The 18619-nt window shown below is 42.6% G+C and carries 18 protein-coding genes and 1 tRNA gene; 8 read left to right on the plus strand and 11 right to left on the minus strand.

The features are described 5' to 3' along the window. Positions 1 to 217: 217 nt before the first annotated feature. From B9A91_RS03425 to B9A91_RS03440, 4 genes are all read right to left on the minus strand, one after another. Positions 218 to 301 (minus strand) — tRNA-Leu (locus B9A91_RS03425). A 21-nt stretch (positions 302 to 322) separates the two neighbouring features. After that, on the minus strand, positions 323 to 1087 hold the full coding sequence (locus B9A91_RS03430) for an MBL fold metallo-hydrolase (protein ID WP_084237011.1): 765 nt from the start codon (positions 1085 to 1087) through the stop codon (positions 323 to 325). A 39-nt stretch (positions 1088 to 1126) separates the two neighbouring features. Continuing rightward, a complete protein-coding gene (locus tag B9A91_RS03435; RefSeq protein WP_084237012.1) occupies positions 1127 to 1777 on the minus strand; it encodes an outer membrane lipoprotein periplasmic chaperone LolA1 in 651 nt (216 codons plus the stop codon). 18 nt (positions 1778 to 1795) lie between these two features. Further along, positions 1796 to 4342, minus strand: a complete 2547-nt coding sequence (locus tag B9A91_RS03440; RefSeq protein WP_084237013.1) for an FtsK/SpoIIIE family DNA translocase — start codon at positions 4340 to 4342, stop codon at positions 1796 to 1798. Positions 4343 to 4455: 113 nt separating this feature from the next. On the opposite strand from B9A91_RS03440, the gene B9A91_RS03445 reads away from it, so the two are divergent. Then, positions 4456 to 5100 (plus strand): ankyrin repeat domain-containing protein, encoded by a 645-nt coding sequence (locus B9A91_RS03445; protein WP_084237014.1) that lies wholly within the window; start codon positions 4456 to 4458, stop codon positions 5098 to 5100. On the opposite strand, the gene B9A91_RS03450 is transcribed toward B9A91_RS03445, so the two are convergent. The 3 genes from B9A91_RS03450 to pyrF form a co-directional block, all read right to left on the minus strand. After that, positions 5101 to 5322: a PspC domain-containing protein gene (locus B9A91_RS03450; protein ID WP_084237015.1), complete on the minus strand. Its 222-nt coding sequence runs from the start codon at positions 5320 to 5322 to the stop codon at positions 5101 to 5103. A 65-nt stretch (positions 5323 to 5387) separates the two neighbouring features. Then, positions 5388 to 6287 (minus strand): DMT family transporter, encoded by a 900-nt coding sequence (locus tag B9A91_RS03455; RefSeq protein ID WP_084237016.1) that lies wholly within the window; start codon positions 6285 to 6287, stop codon positions 5388 to 5390. Beyond that, complete coding sequence (gene pyrF / locus B9A91_RS03460; protein ID WP_084239559.1) at positions 6284 to 7114, minus strand: orotidine-5'-phosphate decarboxylase; 831 nt, start codon at positions 7112 to 7114, stop codon at positions 6284 to 6286. The genes B9A91_RS03455 and pyrF overlap by 4 nt, the downstream gene beginning before the upstream one ends. Positions 7115 to 7375: 261 nt before the next feature. Here pyrF and rho point away from each other — a divergent pair, with 261 nt between their 5' ends. Then, complete coding sequence (rho, locus tag B9A91_RS03465; RefSeq protein WP_084237017.1) at positions 7376 to 9190, plus strand: transcription termination factor Rho; 1815 nt, start codon at positions 7376 to 7378, stop codon at positions 9188 to 9190. 24 nt (positions 9191 to 9214) lie between these two features. Continuing rightward, a complete protein-coding gene (pssA, locus tag B9A91_RS03470) occupies positions 9215 to 9898 on the plus strand; it encodes a CDP-diacylglycerol--serine O-phosphatidyltransferase (RefSeq protein ID WP_084237018.1) in 684 nt (227 codons plus the stop codon). Positions 9899 to 9906: 8 nt separating this feature from the next. Here the strand turns inward: pssA and B9A91_RS03475 are convergent, their stop codons facing one another. Together B9A91_RS03475 and folK are read right to left on the minus strand one after the other, a co-directional pair. Beyond that, positions 9907 to 10287 carry an Hpt domain-containing protein gene (locus B9A91_RS03475; RefSeq protein ID WP_084237019.1) on the minus strand — a complete coding sequence of 127 codons (381 nt, stop codon included), beginning with the start codon at positions 10285 to 10287 and terminating at the stop codon, positions 9907 to 9909. A gap of 17 nt (positions 10288 to 10304) precedes the next feature. Next, positions 10305 to 10799, minus strand: a complete 495-nt coding sequence (folK, locus tag B9A91_RS03480; protein WP_084237020.1) for a 2-amino-4-hydroxy-6-hydroxymethyldihydropteridine diphosphokinase — start codon at positions 10797 to 10799, stop codon at positions 10305 to 10307. Between the two features lie 30 nt (positions 10800 to 10829). Here folK and sppA point away from each other — a divergent pair, with 30 nt between their 5' ends. From sppA to B9A91_RS03505, 5 genes are read left to right on the plus strand one after another with little or no spacing between them, the layout of a single operon-like run. Next, on the plus strand, positions 10830 to 12602 hold the full coding sequence (sppA, locus tag B9A91_RS03485; RefSeq protein ID WP_084237021.1) for a signal peptide peptidase SppA: 1773 nt from the start codon (positions 10830 to 10832) through the stop codon (positions 12600 to 12602). Between the two features lie 17 nt (positions 12603 to 12619). Further along, positions 12620 to 14296 carry a DNA polymerase/3'-5' exonuclease PolX gene (locus tag B9A91_RS03490; RefSeq protein ID WP_084237022.1) on the plus strand — a complete coding sequence of 559 codons (1677 nt, stop codon included), beginning with the start codon at positions 12620 to 12622 and terminating at the stop codon, positions 14294 to 14296. Between the two features lie 19 nt (positions 14297 to 14315). Continuing rightward, the gene (locus B9A91_RS03495; RefSeq protein WP_084237023.1) at positions 14316 to 14924 is read left to right on the plus strand and encodes a DUF4254 domain-containing protein; all 609 of its coding nucleotides are present in this window, start codon (positions 14316 to 14318) and stop codon (positions 14922 to 14924) included. Further along, on the plus strand, positions 14921 to 15961 hold the full coding sequence (locus B9A91_RS03500; protein ID WP_084237024.1) for a glycosyltransferase family 9 protein: 1041 nt from the start codon (positions 14921 to 14923) through the stop codon (positions 15959 to 15961). Before B9A91_RS03495 ends, B9A91_RS03500 begins: the two co-directional genes overlap by 4 nt. Next, positions 15954 to 16457: a SixA phosphatase family protein gene (locus B9A91_RS03505; RefSeq protein ID WP_084237025.1), complete on the plus strand. Its 504-nt coding sequence runs from the start codon at positions 15954 to 15956 to the stop codon at positions 16455 to 16457. The genes B9A91_RS03500 and B9A91_RS03505 overlap by 8 nt, the downstream gene beginning before the upstream one ends. Here B9A91_RS03505 and B9A91_RS03510 read toward each other — a convergent pair. Together B9A91_RS03510 and clpX are read right to left on the minus strand one after the other, a co-directional pair. Beyond that, positions 16454 to 17317, minus strand: a complete 864-nt coding sequence (locus B9A91_RS03510; protein ID WP_084237026.1) for an AMP nucleosidase — start codon at positions 17315 to 17317, stop codon at positions 16454 to 16456. The two genes, B9A91_RS03505 and B9A91_RS03510, sit on opposite strands and share 4 nt — an antisense overlap. Positions 17318 to 17377: 60 nt before the next feature. Continuing rightward, complete coding sequence (clpX, locus tag B9A91_RS03515) at positions 17378 to 18619, minus strand: ATP-dependent Clp protease ATP-binding subunit ClpX (protein ID WP_084237027.1); 1242 nt, start codon at positions 18617 to 18619, stop codon at positions 17378 to 17380.

Here is an 18619-nt window from a genome sequence, read left to right on the forward strand (position 1 = left end):
GTCCAGCTAATAAGTAGTCTATAAATCCCTTCTCGTCATTTTGATAACGGAAGGCCCAATTTCTTATTTTTTCGTAAGCAGCACTCAAATTAAATTGGGTACTATCCGTACTTTAGTTAAAAAATCCTATTTGAAATCAAAAAAGCTGCAGAAATTAACCTACAGCTCCTTTAGTTTATTATCATTTTAACACGACACTAACCCTGAGTTAGACATGTACCCGGAAGCAGATTCGAACTGCCACGCCGTTTCCAGCGCCACCCCCTCAAGATGGTGCGTCTACCAATTTCGCCACCCGGGTATTTATTCTGCAAATATATACTTATTCAAATAATATCGTCAAGCCATCGTAAGCTAATTTTATATTGGCAGGCAAATCTTTTTCCACATGCTCGTGAAGACCCAAATTATGACTGATGTGTGTGAAATAAGTAGTCTCAGCACCAACCTTTTCTGCAAATTCAATGGCTTCTGCCAATGTGAAATGAGAAATGTGCTGTTCTTTCTGTAAAGCATTCACTACCAGCACCCGTGTTCCTTTTATTTTTTCAACTGTGGCATCGGGTATGGTTTTGGCATCGGTTATATATGTAAAGTCTCCTATCCTGAACCCCAGTATAGGCAACTTATAATGCATAATGTCCAGTGGCACTATAGCAGTATTTCCTATATAAAAGGTTTCATTGTTTATGGTATGCAGGTCTATCTGTGGCAGCCCCGGATAATGTGCTTCCGCAAAAATATAAGAGAACTCCCTCTTAAGCGCATGCTGTACCCGTTCAACAGCATAGATATCAATGTTCTTTTTTAACAGGTAATTGAATGGGCGGATATCATCAAGCCCCGCCACATGGTCCTTATGCTCATGTGTAAATATGATGGCGTCCAGGTCTTTTACACCAGCCCTCAGCATCTGATAACGAAAATCGGGACCACTGTCTATCACAATCGTCTTATCCCCGGTTTCCACCAATACAGATACCCGCAGGCGTTTATCCTTATGATCTGCCGAACGACAAACTACGCAGTTACAGGTAATAACAGGAATACCTTGTGATGTGCCCGTGCCTAAAAATGTAACCTTCAAAATATATGTATTGCAAGCATGATGATCAAAAATAACAAATTACCTTAAATCAACTACTTCTACTCCCGGATATTTCTTACCGTCGAAGGTAAAGGTTGATTCAGGTACTTTTGCATTGCCTGTAAATGTTTTAACATTATAGGTATACTTGTTTCCGTTCTTTTCAAAAATAAGCGCAGTGGCAATTTGCCTGGCGTTCTTGTCAATGCTTAGCCTGATCTTAAAATAGGGGTCATCGCTGTTTAACGGTGTAAGATCAATGGTTTGATAAACTTTAGTACCAGATTTCTTCTCACCTGTGTATAAATACTTATATCCTTTTTCGTAAAGTGTGAATATTTTGGCCGGGTTTAAGGCATTGTTGTTGTTACCAACAGTGGTTACCTGGACTTCCTTTTCTTCTTTCAGGTAAGTCCAAAGGGTCTTGCCATCGCTGATCAGCTCCTGCGTGCTGGTATTTACCCTGTATTTATTGGCGTTGGCTTTTACATACAAAGTTCCCTGTTGGGTTTCATTGACATTGCTTTGCCTGGCATCAATTACCAGGCTAAAATCAGCCTTTACTACGTCATAGGAACGGTATTTTTTACTTACTGCATTCAATATGGCCTTTGCCTTGGTATCGGTTTGTGCAAGGGCGGTACATACATATCCGGTTGCCAGCATCAGCAACAACACAATTTTCTTCATGGATCTCTCTGTTAAATGTTAATCGTTGTTCAGATCGTTCAAGAACTGTTCCAAAGCATAATCGTCAGGGATCAGCACTTCACGTGCTTTACTGCCTTCAAACGGACCAACTACGCCTGCGGCTTCCAATTGGTCGATGATCCGGCCTGCCCTGTTGTAACCCAGTTTTAATTTTCTCTGGATCAGAGATGTGGACCCCTGCTGGTGCATTACAATTAACCGCGCTGCATCTTCAAACATGGAATCACGCTCGCTTAAATCAAAATCAGCTTTTGCATTTTCTGCTGCTTCATCGATGTATTCAGGCAGCTGATAAGCTTCGGGATAACCTCTTTGCGCCCCGATAAACTCCGAAATGCGGTCTACCTCAGGCGTATCCACAAAAGCACATTGCAGCCTGATCAGGTCGTTTCCGGTTGAAAGAAGCATATCACCCCGCCCGATCAGCTGATCGGCACCACCGCTATCCAGAATGGTACGGGAGTCAATTTTAGACAATACCCTAAAAGCCAGCCTGGCCGGGAAGTTTGCCTTAATGGTACCCGTAATGATATTTACAGACGGACGCTGCGTGGCCAGTACAAGGTGAATACCCACGGCCCGGGCAAGCTGTGCCAAACGGGCAATCGGTGTTTCCACCTCTTTGCCTGCCGTCATCATCAAATCCGCAAACTCGTCCACAATCAGCACAATATAAGGCAGGAAGCGGTGTGAATTATTTGGGTTCAGCTTGCGCTTAACAAATTTATCGTTATACTCTCTTAAATTCCTTACCTGGGCATCTTTCAGTAAATCGTAACGCTGGTCCATTTCAATACACAGTGAATTTAAGGTATTGATTACCTTCTTGGTATCGGTAATGATGGCATCGGCCTCACCCGGCAGTTTGGCCAGGAAATGTCGTTCTATCTTGTTAAACAGGGTAAGCTCTACCTTTTTAGGATCTACCAGTACAAACTTAAGCTGCGAAGGGTGCTTTTTGTAAAGCAGCGACACCAGGATGGAGTTGATACCCACAGATTTACCCTGTCCGGTTGCTCCCGCCACCAGTAAATGTGGCATTTTAGAAAGATCGCCGATATACACCTCATTGGATATGGTCTTGCCCATAGCAATCGGCAGATCCATTGTGGTTTGCTGGAACTTCTCTGTAGCCAGTATACTGCGCATGGAAACCATTTCAGGATGCATGTTAGGCACCTCAATACCGATCGTTCCTTTACCAGGCATTGGGGCAATGATACGGATTCCAAGGGCCGCAAGGCTCAATGCAATATCGTCTTCAAGGTTTTTGATCTTCGAAATCCGTACCCCTGGCGCGGGAATGATCTCGTAAAGTGTTACCGTTGGCCCAATGGTAGCCTTGATCTTATCAATTTCTATATTGTAATGGTTCAGGGTCTCAACAATCTTATTCTTATTGGCTTCCAGTTCCTCAGCGTTTACAGATATTTTATTGGAGCCATAATTCTCCAGCAAGTCAAGGTGTGGATATTTATAACTGGACAGATCGAGTGTTGGGTCATAGTTTCCAAATTGCTCCACCAGCTCTTCCGACTTTTTATCTTCCTCGGTCTTCTCAATGGTCAGCTCCGGTTCGGGCTTGGCCGCCGTAGTTTCCAGTGAAGGCGAAAGTACCACCGGCGGTGGTGTCATCACATTAACTGCAGGGGTAAATACAGGTGGCGCCTCCTCTTCATCGATTTCCTTATCCTCGAACCTGGATGGGGTAATGACTATATTTTGCTCCTGCCGGCGCTGTTTTCCTAATTTATCATTCAGGGTAAACTCCACCGGTTCTGAACGCACTTCGCTTTCCAGTTCTACATTTTCAGGGACATCCGGTATAAAGGCTTCTTCTTTCTTTTTGCGTTCTGGAATTTTAAAATCGATGTTATAGGCTATGATCAATACGGTTAAAGCCAAAAAAGCAATTAAACCGCCTACCCCGGCAACACCAATCTGGGCCACCAGCAATTTGTTGGTCCAGTAACCAAACTCACCTTCAATATAATGGGGTGTATTGCTGAAAAAAGAATGCGCAAAACCCAGGGTAAGTGAAATGAACAATAAAAAGAACAGACTGTAACCCAGTGTTTTTTCTATTGCAAAAATCTTCACTTTAAATAACAGGCGATAGCCGATTACAAAAAAGACAAAAATAAACAGGAAGGAAGCAAGGCCAAACCATTCGTAAATAAACTGATGTGACAACAAAGCACCTATTTTACCCAGCCAGTTTTGTACAACCGGCGGGATGTTTACCTGCTGCAACTCTTCATAGGTTTTAAAAAGATTGCCCCATCCCCCGTTTGCGTCTATAACATAGCTATAATCTTCCTGCCAGGTGAACAGGTACGAAGTAAAAGCGATAAGGAAATAGAGCGATAGGATGACGAACAGTAACCCTACAATTTTTACAAATCTGCCATCCTGAAAATCAAAACGAGGCAAGATTTCGGTTCTTTCCTTGAACTGTCTGGTAGCAGATGATCTTGAGTTTTGCTTATCTCCTGCCTCATTTTTAAATGAATTGGACTTAAATTGGTTTCCCCTTACCGACATCTTTCGTTACTAATATTAATAATAAAACAAACTTAAATAATTTTGTGCATTTGTTCCCCTATTTGCCATTATTAAATAAATTACCCAATTTTAACCTAAATTTAACAAAGCAAATGGCTGATCTGGAAACACTCATTGAAACAAACAGCAAACAGGAAATTTTTGATCTGCTATCACAAAATCCTGCGCTGGCGGGCAAGGATACCAGTCATGGTATTTCCCCGGTTTTGCTGGCCTGTTATTATAAGAAACCAGACATCGCCGCTTTGATTGCCGGTTTCGGGCCCAAAATTAACCTGTTTGAAGCCTCAGCATTGGGCAGACTGGAAGAGGCCGCACTTTTAATAGATCAGGCCCCTGATGCGGTAAACGCATTCTCCAAGGATGGCTTTACAGCCCTGGGCCTGGCTGCCTATTTTGGGAACGAAGAAATGGCAAAGCTGCTCATTTCCCGTAATGCAGAGGTAAACATCCCTGCCAACAATGGCTTCAATGTTTTTCCTATACACTCTGCCGTTAGTGCAAGAAATTATAACATTACAAAAATGCTGATTGACGCCGGTGCAAATGTAAATGTGGTACAACAGGCTGGCTTTACTCCCTTGCATGCCGCAGCACAGCAAGGCGACATAGAACTGATTATTCTGTTGCTTGAAAATGGTGCTGAAGTAGATATTGCTATGGAAGGTGGCAAGGTGCCTGCCGATCTGGCCAGGGAAAAAGGTTTTGTTGAAATTGCCGAAATATTAAAAGTCTGATCACACGTCCCAGATGCTCATCCTGATTTTTTTGATGTAATGCCTTACATCGAGCACCAGCGCCGCCAGTACATAAAATACAATAGGGAAGCCTACCGCAAGGAATGAGGAGTAAATAAAAAACAGTCTTATTTTACTGATAGATATATTAAAACGCTCGGCCAGATAAGTACAAACACCAAAACTCTGCTTTTCAAAAAAGGTAATGATCCGTTGGAACATGTTATTTTTTTAAGATTTTAATTTCTATACCACAATTTAAGCATTTTTTCTGATTACACTAGTATTTATTTAAATGATTTTCCTTTATAGTTGGTAATGAAAACCCCGATAATGATCAGGACCGTTGCAATGAGGATATCCTTTGTAATGATCTCGTCTAAAATAAGCCATCCAAGGAACAATGCAATTACTGTATTGAAATAGGTAAGTATGGAAACTTCTGTTGCAGCCACCTTTTTTAAGGCATAATGATAACAGAAAAAAGCGACAACAGATCCAAAGACAGCCAGATAACTTACGGCAAGCATACTGTTAAGGCTCCATTTGGCAACGTTATGATCTGGAGAGAAAAGAAATGCCAGAACAAATTGTACAGCTGCAGAAAAAGCGAACTGGTAAAAAAGATCTAAAAAAATGTGGTCAGATTTATGGTTGTTCTTTTTGATGTACAGGGTACCAATGGTCCAGCCGCTGATGGCAAAACACAAAAACATAATGCCGGTTTTATAATTCGGGTCGAGCAATTCGCTTAGCCCCTCCCTGAATATAAACACCACGCCCAGAAAACCAATGGCAACACCAACAAACCCTTTTAATGAGGGCTTTTGCAAGCCTATTGCCACACAGGCCAGAAATACGATGAGCGGATTTAATGCATTTAACAATGAGGTTAGGCCGCTTGGTATGGTCTGTTCCGCTACAGTGGTCATTCCGTTTGCAACCACAATCATGAGCAGTGACAACAGCATCTGACGCCTTAAATAAGGCCAGTCTTTCCATATCAGTTCTCTTTTACGGAGCAAAATAACCAGTAGTACAATGGCTGCAATAGTTTGACGAATAGCCGCAACAAACCATGGAGGTATGGTTTCTACAGCTACACGGATGCCCAGGTAAGTGGTACCCCAGATCAGTGCCACTCCTGTTAAAGCAAAAAGCAGCCTTACATCCAGCTTCCTGGTCATACCAGACCTGCAGCCTGCAGGATCTGAGCCATTTCCTGTTGTAGCCTCAGCGCTTCTTCCCTTGCTTTTTCGGCAAAGTCTTCGCCATTACCGGCGTAAATGACAGACCTGGCAGAATTGACCAGCAGTCCGCAGGTTGAGTTCAAGCCGTACCGGCAAACTTCTGCCAGGCTTCCGCCCTGTGCACCAACACCTGGCACGAGTAAAAAATTATCAGGAGCCAATCGCCTGATGTTTTCAAATTCTGTACCCCTGGTTGCACCAACCACATACATCAGCTGGTTGCTGTCTGCCCATTGCGAAGAAATACGGATCACCTCTTCATAAAGTTTACCTTCCAGTGTCTGGTGCAATTGAAAATCACTATGCCCGGCATTCGAGGTCAGCGCCAGAAGGATAACCCATTTATCTGTATAACTTAAAAAGGGGCTTACAGAATCCTTACCCATATAAGGGGCTACAGTAATGGCATCAAAGCCCATTCCCGATTTGTCTTTGTTAAAAAATGCATCGGCATACATTGCTGAAGTGTTGCCGATATCTCCCCGCTTGGCATCGGCTATCGTAAAAATATCTGCCGGAATATGCTCCCAGGTGCGGATTAACGTTTCCCAACCCTTTAACCCCATAGATTCATAAAAAGCCGTATTGGGTTTATAGGCCACACACAGGTCTTTTGTAGCATCGATTAGCTGTTTATTAAACTCCAGCACAGGGTTTTCATATTTAAGCAGGTGTTTGGGGATCAGCTCCATAACGGGGTCCAATCCAACACATAAAAAAGATTTTTTATTTTTTATTTGCTCAAATAGTTGTGTCTTATTCATCAGGGGGTAAATTTTTGGTGCAAAGATGCCAATTTCTGCGCTCATTTAAAGGCGCTTCTAAAAAATTAATTATCTTTGTTATAAACAATTTCATTTTTTTCTTGGAGATTAGAATTCAAATACATACAATTGCACCATAATTCTCTAAAGTTTATCTGATCATTCCAGAAAATTTCTTAAGATTTTGTTCAATAACCCCATCAATAAATGCATTTTTTTGCACTGTTTACTTGATTAAAAAAAATTCTCCACATCCATATAATGTTTAATAAAACAGAATTAAATGAAAAGCTCACGGCTGAATTACGTGAGATAGCAAAAACCCAGGGCATTTTAAATGCTGACGAGTTACGTAAAGCCGAACTGGTTGAAATTATTGCCCAGATTAGCGAGCAGATGACTGAAGCAGAACCTGCTCCCAAAGCAGCACCGGCAAAAGCCGCCAAAGCAAAATCACCAAAAGAACGTGCTGCAAAAGCAAGTCATGAAACTCCTCAGCCTGTTGAACAGGCTGCTGACACCGAGGCTTCAGCAGACGCAGCTACCACAGCTGAAAAAACTACAGCACCTGTAAAAGAGCGTTCTGTAAAGGCGGATACCAATAACGATACTGTAAGGGACAATCAAGGTGAAAAGCCTGCCCGAAAAAGAATTCGCATTGCAGCCAAGGAAGTAGCAGAAGAAAACGTGCAAAGGCCATTTAACCGTGCCTCGTTATTCGATCCGCAGCCTGCAAAACAGGAAACACTTTTTGAAGCGCCTGTAGAAGTTGCGCCCCAGGAAGAACAGGTTTCGGCTCAGAGCAATTCTGCGGCACCTGCAAACGAGCCTAAAATTGCGGCACCTAATGCCGACAATAAAAAGCACCGTCCTCAGGAAAACAGGCCAAAGAACCCGAATAACAATAACAACGGGAACGCCCAACACAAACAGAATGAAAACAGTTACTCCAATCTGGACTTCGACAATACCATTACCAACGAAGGTGTACTGGAAATTATGCCCGACGGATATGGCTTTTTAAGATCTGCCGATTATAACTACCTGTCGTCACCGGATGACATTTACGTATCCCAGTCTCAAATCAAATTATTTGGCTTAAAAACAGGAGATACAGTAAAAGGAAGTATCCGCCCACCAAAAGAAGGCGAAAAATACTTTCCATTGGTAAGGGTAGAAACCATTAACGGACGATTACCTGCTGATGTAAGGGACCGCGTTCCTTTTGATTACCTTACCCCACTGTTCCCTACAGAAAGGTTAAACCTTTTTACAGAAACAAATAACTATTCGACCCGTATCATCGACCTGTTTACCCCTATAGGTAAGGGCCAGCGTGGTTTGATTGTTGCCCAACCTAAAACCGGTAAAACCAATTTGCTGAAAGAGGTTGCCAATGCCATAGCAAAAAACCATCCTGAAGTTTACCTGATCATTTTATTGATTGACGAACGCCCGGAAGAGGTAACTGATATGGCCAGAAGCGTAAGGGCCGAGGTAATTGCATCTACTTTTGATGAGCCTGCCGATCGGCATGTAAAAATAGCCAATATTGTACTGGAGAAAGCAAAACGCCTGGTTGAGTGTGGCCATGATGTAGTTATTCTTTTAGACTCAATAACAAGGCTTGCAAGAGCCTACAATACCACAGCCCCCGCTTCAGGAAAAATCCTTTCAGGTGGTGTGGATGCCAATGCATTACACAAACCTAAGCGCTTCTTTGGTGCGGCACGGAACATTGAAAAAGGTGGCTCATTAACCATACTTGCAACTGCACTAACCGATACCGGATCGAAAATGGACGAGGTGATCTTTGAAGAATTCAAAGGTACAGGTAATATGGAGCTGCAGCTGGATCGTAAGTTATCTAACAAACGTATCTTCCCTGCTATCGATATCACTGCTTCAAGTACACGCCGCGACGACCTGCTGCACGACAGAGATACCTTGCAACGTGTATGGATCTTGCGTAACCACCTGGCCGACATGAACGCCCAGGAAGCAATGGAGTTTGTTCAGGCTCAAATAAAAGGTACCAAATCCAATGAGGAATTCTTAATTTCGATGAATAGCTAATTCAAAGAAGGGAATTCTTTATCCATGATAAAAAAACACATTCCAAATGCCATTACCTGTGCCAACCTGTTTTCGGGTTGCATAGGTATTGTGCATGCTTTTAATGGCGAACTGGAAATAGCGGCCTACTTTGTACTGCTATCTGGCATATTCGATTTCTTTGATGGTTTTGCAGCAAGACTGCTGAATGTTAAATCCAATATCGGCAAAGAGCTGGATTCATTGGCCGATGTGGTAAGTTTCGGTTTTTTACCGGGTGTGGTTATGTTTCAGTTGTTAAGTCAAAGTATTCATACTTATGCCTACCTGCCCTATGCGGGTTTTATCATTACCGTATTCTCTGCATTAAGATTGGCAAAGTTTAATGTAGATACCAGGCAGACCGAGGATTTCATTGGATTGAACACGCCGATGAATACCCTGTTTATTGTATCACTGCCTTTTATTCAGAAAGACTATCCATTACTGATTGGCTCAGTGCCTTTCCTGCTGGGACTTGTTGTATTGCTGAGTTGGCTATTGGTTAGCGAGATCAGAATCTTCTCGCTCAAATTCAGTTCGGCAGGATGGCAGCAAAATAAAATAAAATACCTTTTCCTTATCTTGTCTGCAGTGCTTGTTCTTTTTCTTAAATTCCTGGCCGTACCCTTTATACTGGTTTTATATATAGGCTTATCGCTGATTCATTTCAGGAATATCCCTAAATAAAGCACAAATTAAAGCTGTTTTTCCAGATCAGCTTTAGCTTCGTCAAGCTGCGCATATAAAATTTCTACAAAAGCGCTGATCTCTTCAAATGCTGCAGGTAGCTGATCAATATTTTTAAGCTCGCGGGCATTGTTCTCCATCATCTGCATATGATCTTTGGCGTCTTCACGCCCCACGTAAGCAAATGTAGGCTTTATTTTATGTGCACAGTTAGAGGCCCGGGGCCAGTCTTGGTCTGCGATTGCCTTCCCAAGGTCTGAGATATACAAAGGAGTTTGCATTTTGAACATATCTATCATCTCTATGATAAATTCTGCACTGTCCCCAGACATATCTCTTAAATAAGAAAGGTCTAAAGGCTCATTATTCTTTTGTAAGTTTATCATCATAGACAAAAATAACGAATTTATATTTTTGATACTGACAAATTATCACTTAATCTTTCTAATATTTCCGATACAGAACGCCTAAACACCGGATGAATGTAATCAGGGACGATTTCGGCCATTGGTTCGAGCACAAATTTCCGGTCCTGCATATGCGGATGGGGAATATGAAGACGCTTGCCGAGGTCTATAATTTTATCTCCAAAAAAAATAATATCGATGTCAATTAGCCGGGAACCCCATTTTTCGTGCCTTACCCTTCCCAGGTCCAGCTCAATGGCCAGTATTTCTTCCAGTAACTGCAAAGGACTAAAAGCCGTTTCCACTACAACCGCCCTATTCAGAAAAGAAGGCTGGTCTTCCCTTCCCCATGCTGCAGTTTCATACAAAGATGATTTCAACAGGATAGGACCAATCCGCTTTTCAATTTGCTCCAGCGCCGCTGTCAGCAATTTATTCCGTTCACCCAGGTTACTTCCCAGTAACAAATAAGCTTTTTCAGTATCCAAATGCATATATTTACAAATTAAATATTTACCTGGCACATGAGAGAATTTTTTAAGTATGTTTTTGCAACAGTTGTTGGCGTAGTCATTTCACTGGTGTTACTTTTTGTGTTTTTTATCGTGCTCATTGTGGGTATCGTAAAGTCCTCATTAAAAGAGGACAAGGTTAGCATCAGCAGCAATTCTGTCCTGTACCTTAACCTGGACCAGGTGATCACAGAACGTACCCCAGACGATCCGCTTTCTAAACTTCCTATAATTGGCTCAGATGAAGACAAAAGCATTGGTTTTAACGATGTGATCCGTGCTTTGCGTGCTGCTAAAACAGACAACAACATCAAGTGTGCCTACATTAGTGTAACCTCGCCCCAGGCAGGCTTTGCCACTATGCGTGAAATACGGGATGCACTGCTGGATTTCAAAACCAGCAAAAAGAAAATCATAGCCTATAGCGAGGTGTATACCCAGGGCGCTTATTACCTGGCTTCTGCTGCTGATAAAGTTTATCTTAACCCTGAAGGTGCATTGGAGTTTAAAGGACTGAAATCTGAAACCATGTTCTTTAAAGGCGCATTGGATAAACTGGGCATTGAAGCCCAGATTGTAAGGGTAGGTAATTATAAAAGTGCTGTTGAACCCTTCTTTGCTGATAAGATGAGCGATAAGAACCGCGAACAGGTAACCGTTTACCTGCAGGGGTTATACCAGACCTTCCTGGATGGCATTGCCAAAAGCAGGAACATCAGTGCCGAAACCTTAAACCAGATTGCCGATAATTATAAAATACAGCAGCCTAAGGATGCGCTGGATTATAAAATGGTGGATGCACTCAAATACAAGGACGACATCATTGAAGAATTGAAAACGCTGAGCGGAAAAGATAAAAAACGTAACCTGAGCACCGTTACAATTAATGCTTATGCCAGAAATATCGTTAAAAATGCAGGCAGCACATCAGACAATAAGGTTGCCGTAATTTATGCCAATGGCGATATTACCGGCGGGGAAGGTTCGGATGAACAGATTGGCTCTGAACGCATTTCCAGAACCATCCGGAAAGCCCGCCTGGACGACAACATCAAAGCCATTGTTTTAAGGGTAAATTCGCCAGGCGGCAGTGCACTGGCTTCAGACGTGATCTGGAGGGAAATTGTGCTAGCTAAAAAAGTTAAGCCTGTTATAGCCTCTTTTGGTGATGTAGCAGCCTCTGGCGGTTATTATATTGCCTGCGCTGCAGATTCTATTATCGTTCAGCCCAATACCATAACCGGATCTATTGGTGTATTCGGGGTGATCCCTAACTTCCAGAAACTTTTCAATGAGAAGCTGGGTATTACCTTTGATGGTGTAAAGACAGGTAAATATGCAGATATCATGAGTACCGACCGGCCAATGACACCTGGTGAAAGACTGATTGTACAAAACGATGTAAACCGTGTATACGACAGTTTCCTTACCCGTGTGGCCGATGGCCGAAAAAGAACCAAAACCTATATCGACAGCATTGCCGGTGGCCGGGTTTGGGTGGGTACCGACGCGGTTAGAATTGGTTTGGCCGACAGAACCGGCAACTTTAACGATGCCATCCTTGCTGCCGCTAAAAAAGCCAAAATAAAAGACTACCAGGTGGTTGAATATCCTGAAATGCTCGACCCTTTTAAATCCCTGATGGAAGGTACTACAGATAAGGTAAGAGCGTATTATACCAAACAGGAACTGGGTGCAAATTATCCCATTTATCAGCAATTGAAATCGGCCTTATCGAGATCCGGAATACAAACCAGGATGCCTTTTGACATTAAAATACAATAACCCATTCCCAAAGTAAAATGGAGAACAAAACCATCGCACGTACACTGCGGCTGCTTTCGCAATTGATGGAGCTGCACAACGAAAATCAGTTTAAGATCAAATCAGTAGCAAATGCTGCTTTCAAAGTGGACAAACTGCCCTATGCGGTTAAAGGAAAGACACTGGAAGAGATTGCCCAGATCGATGGATTGGGCAAAAGTATCTCTGCAAAGGTTTGGGAACTGCTCGAAACCGGATCAATGGCCGAGCTTCAGGCCATACTGGCCGAAACCCCGGAAGGCATTGTAGAGATGCTTGGCATTAAAGGAATAGGACCTAAAAAGATAGCCGTGATCTGGAAAGACCTGGGTATAGAGAATATAGGTGAACTCTATTATGCCTGCAATGAAAACAGGCTGATTGAAGCCAAAGGCTTTGGTCTTAAAACCCAGGAAGAGATCAAAAAGATCATCGAATTTAAAATGGCCGCACAGGGTAAGTTCCTGTATGCGCAAACAGAAAGCCTGGTTAATACGCTCTATGCCGACCTTGCTGTTTGGCTAAACACCGTTAGTGGCGAACCACTGTTGGGTATAGGAGGTGATTACAGGCGCTGCGCAGAGATCATTGAAGAAATTGAACTGCTTATCGGTGCAGAAGACCTGGATGAATTGCAAGAAAAAATAACTGCATTTGCCCCGCTTACTTTTGAGCCTCAGACAGAAGGATACTACCTTGCAGATAGCCCCTTTGGCTTAAAAATAAAACTTTACATCGTTCAAAAAGCCGATTTCTACCTGAATTGGTTTAAACTCACCGGTAATGCACAACATGTAAATATAGTACTCGAACTGGCCGGAACCGGACCTTTTACCTCCGAAAATGAGATCTACCAGAAAGCAGGCCTGGCTTTTGTTGAGCCCGAACTGAGGGAGGGCCTGAACGAGATCCAGCTGGCAAAAGAAAATAAGCTCCCGGTACTGATCACAGATGCTGACCTGAAAGGCAGTCTGCACAACCACTCTACATGGAGCGATGGTGTGCATACCCTTGAAGAAATGGCTGTTTACTGTAAAGATAACCTCAAGCTGGAATACCTTGGCATATGCGACCACTCCAGGTCCGCATTTTATGCCAACGGATTAAATGAGCAGCGTGTATATGCGCAACACCAGGAAATCGATGCCCTGAATGCAAAACTTGCCCCCTTCCGTATACTTAAGGGGATAGAAAGCGATATTCTCAATGATGGATCGCTGGATTACAGCGATGATATCCTTAAAACATTTGACTTTGTGGTGGCGTCGGTACACAGTAACTTAAGGATGGACGAAGAAAAAGCCACTGCAAGACTGATCAAAGCTATTGAAAATCCTTTTACAACAATACTGGGGCATCCTACCGGAAGACTATTGCTGAGTAGAAAGGGCTATCCAATAGATTATGCCAAAGTAATTGACGCCTGCGCTGCCAACCATGTGGTCATAGAAATCAATGCTAACCCATTGCGGCTGGACCTGGATTGGCGCTGGCACCGTTACGCCCTGGAAAAAGGTGTATTGCTTTCCATAAACCCTGATGCCCATAGAAAAGAAGGATTCCATGATATGCATTACGGTGTTTTGATTGGCAGAAAGGGAGGATTAACAGCAAAACAGTGTTTAAATAGTTTTTCATTACAAGATATCACGCAATACCTCGGCAATAAAAAATAGTTATCCTTACCTTTGAGCTATGATTAGTAAGCTTTGCAATAAAATATTCGAAGAGGCCATTAAAGATTATCACATCCACAATAATATAGATCAGCCCATTGAAAATCCTTATCCGACAACCAAAATAGAACATCTGCTTTATTTAAAATGCTGGATTGATACCGTTCAATGGCACATGGAAGATGTGGTCCGCAATCCTGAAATTAACCCTGTTGAAGGGCTGCAATGGAAAAGACGTATAGATGCCTCCAATCAGGAAAGAACTGATGTAGTTGAATATATTGACAGTTATTTTCTGGAAGAATATAAACACATTCAACCCAAAGCCAATGCCAGGATTAATTCTGAAAGTCCGGCCTGGGTTGTAGACAGGCTATCTATTCTTGCTTTAAAAGTCTACCACATGAAAGAAGAAACAGTTCGTGCAGATGCTACAGAAGAACACAGAGAACTTTGCACACAAAAGCTCAATATCCTGTTAAACCAGCAAACAGATTTGTCAACCAGCCTGGATGAACTGATACAGGACATTGAAAATGGATCTAAATACATGAAAGTCTACAAACAGATGAAAATGTATAATGACCCCAACCTTAACCCTGTTCTTTATAACCCAAATAATGGATGACAGGTAGCGGCAAAATACTGGTGATCCGTTTCTCAGCAATGGGAGATGTAGCCATGACAGCACCTGTATTACGCGAATTTACACGTAACTACCCGGAAATAGAGTTTTTGGTAGTAAGCCGCGCGATGTTCAAACCTTTTTTTGAGAATATTCCTAACCTGATCTTCTATCCATTTGAACCTAAAAAAAAGCATAAGGGCTTGCTTGGACTGGTTAGATTGTTTATTACACTTAGAAAGCAGCACATCACCGCAGTTGCCGATTTGCACAACAATCTTCGGAGTAAAGTGCTTTCCTTCCTTTTTTTTCTGACGGGTATAAAAATAGCCACACTAGATAAAGGCAGGAATGAAAAAAAACAACTTACCCGGAAAAAGGATAAATTACTCAGGCCACTAAAACTTACCGTAGTTCGTTATGCAGAGGTATTCAATGCCCTCGGTTACCCATTTGAGCTAAAGAACCAGCTCACCTCGCCCCTTGCTGAACCTTTAAACGCAGAGGCCTTCTCTTTTATCCCCTATCCAAAAACAAAAAAGTGGATCGGGGTTAGCCCTTTTGCGCAGCATCAGCAAAAAGTTTATCCGCTGCAAAAAATGGAAATTGTACTGATGGCCCTGGCTGGTTCAGGACATCAGCTTTTTATATTTGGTGGTTCAGAAGCCGAAAAAGAAATTGCCTGTCAATGGGAACAGAAACACGCAAACATCACTTCAGCAGTTAAAAAGCTCAACCTTGAGGATGAACTGAAACTCATTTCAAACCTCGATATCATGTTAAGCATGGACTCCTCAGGTATGCACCTTGCTTCCTTAAAAAATATCCCTGTTGTTTCCGTATGGGGTGCTACGCATCCTTATGCTGGTTTTCTAGGCTATGGACAGTCTGAAAAGAATGCAGTACAAATAGATTTATACTGCAGACCCTGCTCCGTATATGGAAACAGACCCTGTTATCGCGGCGATTTTGCCTGCATGAACAATTTATCTGAATCAAATGTTATACAAACTGTATTAAATAAGCTTAGCGATGCCTAAAAAACTACTATTGGTCAGACATGGAAAATCAGAATGGGGAAATGTACATCTGGCCGACTTTGACAGACCATTAAACCCCAGAGGGCATAGAAATGCGCCGGAAATGGCAGCAAGGCTGCTGCAAAAAGGCCTGGTCCCTCAGCTTATGGTGAGCAGTCCTGCCGTAAGGGCCATCAGCACAGCCAGACATTTTGTTCAGGCCTGGAAAAAATCAGATGAGCAAATCATGGAGGAAGCATCAATTTACGAGGCGAACGTCAGGACCTTATTAAAGGTCATTAATAACTTTGACAATAAGTTCGGCTATGTTGCTGTTTTCGGGCATAACCCTGGCTTTACAGATTTGGCCAATTACCTGAGTGATGCCAATATCTACAACATCCCCACCTGTGGAACTGTGCTGATCGAATTTCCATTTGAAGACTGGAAACTGGTAAGCCACCAGACGGGCAGGTTGCTCCAGTTTGACTATCCCAAAAGTATCAACGACGATTAGAAATGCAGGTGCTTAACGGTAAGCCCGTTATTGATCAGCTGTTTTAAAGAATCAATTCCAATCCTAAGGTGTGTTTCTACATAGGTAGAAGTTACATTGCTGTCACTTTCAGTAGTCTTAACCCCCTCAGGGATCATCGGCTGATCAGATACCAGCAACAAAGCACCGGTAGGTATTTTATTTGCAAATCCGGTTGTAAATATGGTTGCCGTTTCCATATCTACAGCCATTGCCCTCAAAGTTTTAAGGTATTTCTTAAAGTTCTTGTCGTGCTCCCATACCCTGCGGTTAGTCGTATAACAGGTTCCGGTCCAATAATCCCTGGAGTGGTCGCGTATGGTAGTGGAAATGGCCTTTTGCAAAGCAAAAGCAGGTAAAGCAGGGACTTCAGGAGGCAGGTAGTCATTAGATGTACCCTCTCCTCTGATTGCTGCAATAGGCAGGATCAGGTCGCCCAATTGATTTTTCTTCTTCAATCCACCGCATTTACCCAAAAACAGCACAGCTTTTGGATGTATCGCTGTAAGCAAGTCCATCATAGTAGCAGCCATCGGACTTCCCATTCCGAAATTGATGATGGTGATACCATTTGCAGTAACGCTCTGCATCGGCTTATCCAACCCCATGACAGGTGCATTGTCATTCCATTCAGAAAACATCTGAACGTATTTGCTGAAATTCGTCAGCAATATATACTGTCCAAACTCCTCCAGCGGCCTTCCGGTATATCGCGGCAGCCAATTCTGCACAATATCTTCTTTTGATTTCAAACCCGCTTTTACAGGAGATTCAACTTCTTTTACACGCTTTGTCTTTGCCGATTTACTTTCTTCTTTTTTTACATCTTTTTCTTCGTTCATATGTTCTCCTTTCAAAATAACAAGTTAAAAAAAAATCCCCGGTAAACCGGGGATTAAATTCTAGGCAGCTTTCAGCTTTTTAAAGTCGGCCTTTTCAAATTTCTCCACCGCATAATCGAGCGTAATACTCAGTTCCTTGACACTCGCATCCGAGGGAATCTCAAACATTGCATCCAGCATAATGGCCTCACAAATGGAGCGCAGTCCTCGTGCACCGAGTTTATATTCCATCGCTTTATCTACAATAAAATCCAGCACCTCTTCTTCAAACGTAAGCTTAACATTTTCCAGTTCAAATAACTTCACGTACTGACGTACAAGTGAGTTTTTAGGTTCTGTAAGAATATTACGCAGCGCCTGCTTATCCAGCGGGTTCAGGTGCGTTAAAACAGGTACACGACCAATCAGTTCCGGTATCAGTCCAAAGGACTTCAAATCCTGTGGTGTAATGTATTTATACAGGTTTTTAAGATCCAGTTCTGCATCTTCCTTTTTTACCTTATAACCTACCGCCTGAGTACGCAGCCTATTCGCTATTTTGCGCTCAATGCCATCAAAAGCACCGCCGCAAATGAACAGGATGTTGTTCGTGTTTACAGGGATCATTTTCTGGTCCGGATGCTTACGTCCACCTTGCGGCGGCACGTTTACAATAGTACCCTCCAATATCTTCAACAGGGCCTGCTGCACACCTTCACCAGAAACATCCCGGGTAATGGAAGGATTATCGCTCTTGCGGGCAACTTTATCTACCTCATCAATGTATACAATTCCGCGCTCAGCAGAAGCAACATCGTAATCAGCAGCTTGCAACAAACGCGTAAGTATACTCTCCACATCCTCCCCTACATAACCCGCTTCGGTAAGTACCGTTGCATCACAGATACAGAAAGGCACATGAAGGATTTTGGCAATAGTTTTTGCCAATAAGGTTTTACCTGTTCCTGTTTCACCTACCAGCATGATATTCGATTTTTCAATCTCGACTTCATCTGCTTTGTCCACCTTCTGACTCAATCTTTTGTAGTGGTTGTATACAGCAACAGAAAGCACTTTTTTGGCATCATCCTGACCAATAACATACTGATCGATATGCGCTTTAATCTCCAATGGCTTCAATAAAGTAATTGAAGTATCCAATGGTTTCGATTTCTTGCTCCCAAGCTCCTGCACCAGTAGCTGATTGGCCTGGGTCACACATTTATCACAGATAAATGCATCCAGTCCTTCGATAAGCATTAAGGTATCCTGCTTACCAGAGCCACAAAAAGAGCAACGGGATTCTTTACTTTGTTTTGCCAT

The organism is Pedobacter africanus (genome assembly GCF_900176535.1).
Taxonomy (GTDB): Bacteria; Bacteroidota; Bacteroidia; order Sphingobacteriales; family Sphingobacteriaceae; genus Pedobacter; species Pedobacter africanus.